Origin of the sequence: Chromatium okenii, assembly GCF_016583745.1 — a bacterium.
Taxonomy (GTDB): Bacteria; Pseudomonadota; Gammaproteobacteria; order Chromatiales; family Chromatiaceae; genus Chromatium; species Chromatium okenii.
In genome coordinates, this window is sequence record NZ_NRRQ01000060.1 from 1 (window position 1) to 6,719 (window position 6,719).

At 61.1% G+C, this 6,719-nt stretch carries 8 protein-coding genes; 5 read left to right on the plus strand and 3 right to left on the minus strand.

Annotation, left to right across the window (positions count from 1 at the left end; genetic code table 11):
- Both gspM and CKO12_RS13670 read right to left on the minus strand, forming a co-directional pair.
- A partial coding sequence (gspM, locus tag CKO12_RS13665; protein ID WP_200155279.1) for a type II secretion system protein GspM occupies positions 1-587 on the minus strand: 587 nt, incomplete at its 3' end.
- A 10-nt stretch (positions 588-597) separates the two neighbouring features.
- Complete coding sequence (locus tag CKO12_RS13670) at positions 598-1,392, minus strand: metallophosphoesterase (protein ID WP_242466351.1); 795 nt, start codon at positions 1,390-1,392, stop codon at positions 598-600.
- A 207-nt stretch (positions 1,393-1,599) separates the two neighbouring features.
- Here CKO12_RS13670 and CKO12_RS13675 point away from each other — a divergent pair, with 207 nt between their 5' ends.
- The 5 genes from CKO12_RS13675 to CKO12_RS13695 are packed head-to-tail and all read left to right on the plus strand — an operon-like array spanning position 1,600 to position 5,031.
- The gene (locus CKO12_RS13675; protein ID WP_200155281.1) at positions 1,600-2,364 is read left to right on the plus strand and encodes a DUF4198 domain-containing protein; all 765 of its coding nucleotides are present in this window, start codon (positions 1,600-1,602) and stop codon (positions 2,362-2,364) included.
- Positions 2,365-2,367: 3 nt separating this feature from the next.
- Positions 2,368-3,024 (plus strand): cobalt transporter CbiM, encoded by a 657-nt coding sequence (gene cbiM / locus CKO12_RS13680; protein ID WP_200155282.1) that lies wholly within the window; start codon positions 2,368-2,370, stop codon positions 3,022-3,024.
- A gap of 29 nt (positions 3,025-3,053) precedes the next feature.
- Positions 3,054-3,632, plus strand: a complete 579-nt coding sequence (locus CKO12_RS13685) for a hypothetical protein (protein WP_200155283.1) — start codon at positions 3,054-3,056, stop codon at positions 3,630-3,632.
- Positions 3,602-4,342: an energy-coupling factor transporter transmembrane component T family protein gene (locus CKO12_RS13690; RefSeq protein ID WP_338032761.1), complete on the plus strand. Its 741-nt coding sequence runs from the start codon at positions 3,602-3,604 to the stop codon at positions 4,340-4,342. The genes CKO12_RS13685 and CKO12_RS13690 overlap by 31 nt, the downstream gene beginning before the upstream one ends.
- Positions 4,339-5,031: an energy-coupling factor ABC transporter ATP-binding protein gene (locus CKO12_RS13695; protein WP_200155285.1), complete on the plus strand. Its 693-nt coding sequence runs from the start codon at positions 4,339-4,341 to the stop codon at positions 5,029-5,031. The genes CKO12_RS13690 and CKO12_RS13695 overlap by 4 nt, the downstream gene beginning before the upstream one ends.
- Positions 5,032-5,064: 33 nt before the next feature.
- Here CKO12_RS13695 and CKO12_RS13700 read toward each other — a convergent pair.
- Positions 5,065-6,719 (minus strand): amylo-alpha-1,6-glucosidase (locus CKO12_RS13700; RefSeq protein WP_200155286.1); only part of this gene is annotated, 1,655 nt, incomplete at its 5' end.

Sequence of the window (6,719 nt, forward strand, 5' to 3'; positions counted from 1 at the left end):
GAGCGGGGCATTTGATTGGGAGAGCGTCCGACGGGCGGCGGTGGGAGATCGGCACGAGCGGATGAACGCACCGACAGCCGTTCCACAAACAGCAGCGGGCGCACCTGTTGCAGGTGCTGCAAAATGTCCACCAAGGTCGCGGTGGTGCCTTGAATTTGAGTACGTACCTTCACTTGTGGCGGGTCTTGGCGCGATTCAGCCGGCAACAATTGGGTGCTCACCAGCCGACCTTGCGCCGCCGTCACGATGTCCTGCACCTGCGTTTGCAACTGCGCCCCGGCGAGCGCGGGCGTCGCAGCTTGGAAATAAAACACCTGCTGCGCATCGTTATTGTTGAGCGCCGCCAATTCCGCTTTGAGCTGCGGCAGCGTTGCCACCAAGCGTTGATAACGCAGCAATTGATCGGTGCTGCTGATAAGACGTTGTTCTAATTCAGTCATCTGCGCTCGCCAAGGCAGAATCAAGCCAGCAAGCAGCGCCACCAGCGTCAGCACCACGCCGCTCCACAGCAGCACGCAGGAGCGAGACCAGCCGCGAGCTGGCGCGGTGGTGGCGGCAATCTCAGGTGGTGCTTTTTCGATGTGCATCGGTAACAACTCAATAACCCGTGCTCTGCGCCAGCGGCACTTCGTGATAGCGACTGAGGCGCACCACCCGACTGGTCAGATGCCCGTCAGCATGGAGCAGCACTTCCCGATAGCCCGGTTGTTGGCGACCGACCGCAAATTGGGCGCTATGTGGTTGAAATTGCACGCAGGTTGCAGGCGCGGCGAGCAGTTGATAATGACCACGCGCTTGGGTGAATTCCTGATGAATGTGCCCAAACAGCACCGCCCGCACCTGCGGATAGGCGTCACACAGCGCCAACAATTCCGCGCCACCTTCGGCGTCTAATTGATCCAACCACGCACTGCCGCTCGGCAGCGGATGATGATGGAGCGCCAGCACGGTGGGCGCAGCATCGGCGCGTAACCGCTGTTCAATTGCTGCGAGCTGCGCGGGCACGATGCCACCGCGATTGCGCCCGGACACTTGCGAATTCAGCAACCCGAGATTCCAATCCGCCCGCCGTTGCCAGCGCACCGCCGCCACGCTGCCAGCGCCAAAATGCGCTGCGCACAGATCAGGATGATCGTGATTGCCCGCCAGCACGTCATACGGCACCGCGCTGGCATCGAGGCGCTTGCGCAGTGCCTGATACGCGGTGGCTGAATGATCCTGCACCAGATCGCCGGTCACGAGCAGCGCCGCCGGAGCGGACTCCAGCGCCAGCGCCAGCACTGCTTCAAAACTGGTGCGGGTGGTGATACCGAGCAGTTGGGATGACGGGGCGGCGAACAGATGGAGATCACTCAGTTGCGCGACCCGCAGCGGCGGAAGGTCTGTAGACATCGTCATTTCCGAATCGAGTTCTGCGTGAGAAGTGGGCAGTTTTTTTATAATAAATCAAATTGTTAGATCGCTAACTGTGATTGCTCAGTCTAATTTTCGCAACAGTGGTTTAGGGCGTGACCAGCAACCATCGCTCATGCTGGAGGTTGCGCCGGAGCGAAGCGCACGCTTGAATCTACGCCAACTCAAAATGAGCCTTTGCATCACATGAATCACCGTCAACTATTGTGCGTTGTGCTGGCAGCAGCGGTCACTCCCGCCGTCGCCCATTTTCAAGAACTCATCCCCACGACGGACATCGTGACGGCCGCCAGCGCCCAACCGCTGCAATTGCAGTTGCGCTTCACGCATCCGATGGCACGCGGCCCGGTGATGGATATGGCGCTGCCGGAGCAATTCGGCGTGGTCGGGCCGGCGGGACGTGAGGATTTACGCGCCAGCCTCGCTGTCGATCCGAGCGTTGCGCAACGCGCCTATTTCGCGCCCTACGCGGTCAAACAGCCGGGTGATTATGTCTTTTTTGTCGCGCCCGCGCCCTATTGGGAACCGAGCGAGGGCGTGATGATCGTGCATTACACCAAGGTCGTGGTCTCCGCATTCGGCGCTGAAACCGGCTGGGAGACGGAAATTGGGCTGCCGGTTGAGATCGTGCCGCTGACGCGCCCGTATGGGCTGTGGACGCATAACTTATTCACCGGCATCGTCAAACGGCTGGGGCAGCCGGTGCCGTTTGCGCAGGTCGAGGTGGAATGGCGCAACGATGGTTCGGTGACGCCGCCGTCATCGCCTTTCGTGACTCAAGTGATCAAAACCGATGGCAATGGCGTGTTCAGTTATGCCATGCCGCGTGCGGGCTGGTGGGGATTTGCCGCGCTGCTCGCAGGTGACGCGCCGTTGCCGAATCCGAGCGGACAGGCGGTGCCGGTGGAAACTGGGGCGGTGATGTGGGTTCACGCGCAGGACATGAAATAAACGATGGCTCATCTTCCCGACGGCGTGTTATCCGCGCCAGTGCTGATCGGCGGCGGCGTGATTGCGGCGGGAGTGTTGACCATCGCCCTGCGCCAGCTCGATGACCAGCGCCTACCACCAGCGGCAGTCTTTGCGGCTGCGTTTTTCGTCTCCTCCTTAATCACGATTCCCATCGGGCCGAGCAGTGCGCATTTATTGCTCAATGGCTTGATGGGGCTGCTGCTGGGCTGGACGGCAATTCCGGCATTATTCGTCGCGTTGCTGCTGCAAACGGCATTCTTTGGTTATGGCGGAGTGCTGGCGCTGGGCGTCAACACGGTCAACATGGCAGTGCCAGCGTTGCTGTGCGCGGGAGTGCTGACGCCTTGGCTGCGCCGAGTCGCTCCGCACCGCGTGTTTTGGGTGGGTGCCAGCGCCGGGATGATGGGCGTGATGTTGACCGGCGGACTGGTGGCGCTGAGTTTGATTTTAAGCAACGCCGCTTTTCGTCCCGCAGCCGGGCTGGTGCTGCTCAGTTATCTGCCGCTGGCGCTGGTGGAGGCGGTGATGACGGGCACGGTGCTGGCATTTTTGCAGCGGGTCGCGCCAGAACTGCTGGAATCCAGCCAACCGCCCGATCTCAAATCCCCCCAACCCCCCTTTTTCAAAGGGGGGCTTTAGATGTGGTTTTTGCAAAGGGGGGCTTTGATGTGAATCAAATCAAATTGTTATTGCTTATCTGCCTCGGCGCGATCAGCAGCACTCCGGCGCTGGCGCATCGGCTCCAAGTATTTGCCAGTGCTGACGGCGTTGAGATTGTCGGCAGTGCGTATTTTGCGGGTGGCGCCAAAGCTGCGGGCGCGACGATCTTGATTCAGGACGCCGCAGCGCAGCCGCTCGCTACGTTGACGACGGCTGCCGATGGCAGTTTTCGCTATCGGGCGCAGACGGCGAGCGATCATCTGGTGATTGCTGATAGCGGCGATGGTCATCAGGCGCAGTGGCTGGTGACGGCAGCGGAATTGGCGGGGCTAAATCCCCAACTGCCCAATCTCAAATCTTCTCAACCGACTGTTTCCAAAGGGCTTGTTGAGCCAACGCCGCTTGAGACCGCGCAGCTCGCCGCCATTGAGCAAGCGGTGGCGCGGCAGATTCGTCCGCTGCGGGAGGAATTAGCCGCCGCTGCCGCTCGCGCCAGCTTCCGCGATGTGTTGGGCGGAATTGGTTATATCTTTGGTTTCACTGGCATTTTATTGTGGTGGCGGCACCGCAATCCGCCCCGCTCGTGAAGCAACTCACGTCGTTATTTGCCGCGCAAGCCAGTTGGATCAGCGCCCACGATCCACGTTTGCGCCTGAGCGCCGCCGCAGTTTTCGCGCTGGTCACGGTCAATCTCACCCACTTCGTCACTTTGAGCGCCGCCGCCATCATCGCCGCCGGTCTGCTGGTGAGCAGCGCCAGCCGGACGCAATGGCGCAATCTGCTGGCGTTGGAAAGCATCTTGTTGATTTTATTGATAACGCTGCCGTTGACGGTGCCGAATGGGTTGGCGCTGGCGGTCACGATCTGGCTCAAAGCCAACGCAGTCGGCGTGATGGTGTTGGCGCTGGTCGGCAGTTTGGAGCCGATGCAATTCGGACACGCGCTGGCGCGGCTCGGTGTGCCGAGTCAATTGGTGCAATTGTTGGTGTTGACGATTCGGCAAATTTATCTGTTAGATCAGGAATTTATCCGCTTGCGACAGGCGATGCGGGCACGCGCATTTGTGCCGCGCAGTAATCGTCACACTTGGCGCAGTTACGGCTGGTTGGTGGGCATGTTGCTGGTGCGCAGCCTGAGTCGCTCGCAGCGGTTATTGGCGGCAATGCGGTTGCGCGGTTTTCACGGGCGTTTGTATGTGCTGGATTCTGGGCAGTGGCAGCGCCATGACACGGCGCTGGCGCTGGGATTGATGTTGCTATTCAGCGGGTTGCTGGCGACCGATTGGTGGCTGCGATGACGACGCCGTTATTGGAGCTGCGGCAGATTCAATTTGATTATCCGGCGCGAGCGGTGCTGCGCGAGGTCAATTTCCAGCTCGCTGCGGGCGAACGGGTGGCGCTGATTGGCGCGAACGGAGCCGGCAAAACGACGTTGCTGCATCTGCTCGTGGGTTTGGTGCGACCGAGCGCGGGTCAAGTCTTCGCGTTTGGGCGCGAGCGACGTTGTGAGGCGGATTTTCAGGCGGTGCGGGCGCAGGTGGGGCTGGTGTTTCAGGACGCTGACGATCAGTTGTTTTGTCCGACGGTGCTGGAGGATGTTGCGTTTGGGCCGCTCAATTTGGGGCAATCACCAGCGCAGGCGCGAGCAGTGGCGCTGGAGACGTTGGCGCTGCTGGGGCTGGCAGAGTTTGCCGAGCGAGTGACGTATCGGCTGTCGGCGGGAGAAAAACGCTTGGTGGCATTGGCGACGGTGTTGGCGATGCGCCCGCAGGTGTTGCTGTTGGATGAGCCGACCACCGGGCTGGATGCGGCGACGACGCAGCGGTTGATCGCGCTGCTGACGGCGATGGAGCAAGCGATGGTGATTGTGTCGCACGATTGGCTGAGTTTGGCTCCGTTGGCAACGCGGACGGTGCGGCTGGAGGCGGGCAAAATCCCCCCTTTTTTCAAAGTGGAGGTAAAGGACGCATCGAAAGCCCCCCTTTGAAAAAGGGGGGTTGGGGGATTTGAGATCGGGCGATTAGCGGGATTTCTCGGTGAGACGAGCGAGTCGCCACCACGCTTCCAAGGTGCAGGCAACTGACCACGCTTGCAGCGGCGCACCGCGTGGCAAATGCGGCGGTTCCGCGTCGAAAATCTCGCTGATGCTGCCGAGCCCGGCGTCGTTGAGATGTGCTGCCAGCGGTTCTAACCGCGATTGCGCCAGCGCGGCGTTGCCGGTGACGCGATATTCCGCGAGCGCGTAATGCCCCAGCAGCCAGCCCCAGACCGTGCCCTGATGATAAGCACCATCGCGCTCCCGCACGTTGCCGCGATAGGTGCCGTGATAGTCGGCGTGGTGCGGTGCCAGCGAACGCAGCCCGTGCGAGGTCAGCAAGGTTTTTCCGACAGTGGCGACGACCTGCGCTTGGGCTGCGGCAGTCAGCGGTGAAGCGGGCAAGCTGACGGCAAAAATCTGGTTGGGCCGCACCAACGCTGCGGCACCAGCGTCGCCGTCGAGCAGATCAAATAATCCGCCACCGTCGGGGCGCAGATAGCGTTGAAAACCCGTTGCTACTTGCGCAGCGAGATCGGCATATTCGGTTGGGTCTGCGCCGAGCTGCGCGGCAAAATCCCGCATAACAATCAAGGCGTTGTACCACAGCGCGTTAATTTCAACTGGCTTGCCAGCGCGTGGCGTGACGACCCAATCGCCGGCTTTGGCATCCATCCACGTCAATTGTTCACCTGCCGCGCCAGCGCAAATCAACCCATCTGCCGCATCCATGCCGATGCCGTGCCGCGTGCCGGAGCGATAAGCGGTGATGATCGTCGCCAACTTCGGGAACACCTCGCGCAGCGCGGCCAGATCGCCAGTGGTTTCGACATACGCCCGCCATGCTTCGAGATACCACAGTGCGGCATCGACGCTGTTGTAAGCGGGTGCGGCACCTGCGCCGGGGAAACAATTGGGCACCATGCCGCCGTCGATGAATTGGGCGAAAGTCAGCAAGATGCGGCGGGCGCTGGCGAAGCGTCCGGTTGCCAGCGTCACGCCGGGCAGCGCGATCATCGTGTCGCGCCCCCAGTCGCCAAACCAAGGATAGCCCGCGATCACCGACTCGCCATCGGGCACAGTCGGCAGCGGGCGGCTGAACAAAAAGCTGTCAGCGGCGAGCAGCAATTGTTGAATCCACGCTGGCGCAGTGACGAATAGCGGCCATGCTGCGTGAGCCTGCGCCAACAAGTGCTGATCGCGGGCGTGGTGACGGGCGAGGCTGTGGGCAAGCGGTAAAAAACCACTCAAGCCGCCTTTATCAAGCGGTTGCAACATGACGGCGCTGATGCCGACCCAAGTATCTGGTTGCAGCGTCAACAGCGCCGTCCCGATTTGGAGATGGTTATCCAAATCTTCCAACCCGCGCTCGCGCTCTAGCGGCAGATCAAACCCTTCGCTCCACACCAAATCCAAGTCGATGCTGCCGCCGTGCGCCAGCACGTCCATCGTGATGCCGTCGTGATGCACCACCCGCAAGCAGTTGTTTTCCAAACGAATATCCGGGCGCAACGCGCCAACGGTCGTGACGTGATGATGATCGCGGGCGTTGACCAACAGCGCGACGCGCAGCCGTAAATCCCCCTCAAATCCCCCCAACTGCCCGATCTCAAATCCCCCCAACCCCCCTTTTTCAAAGG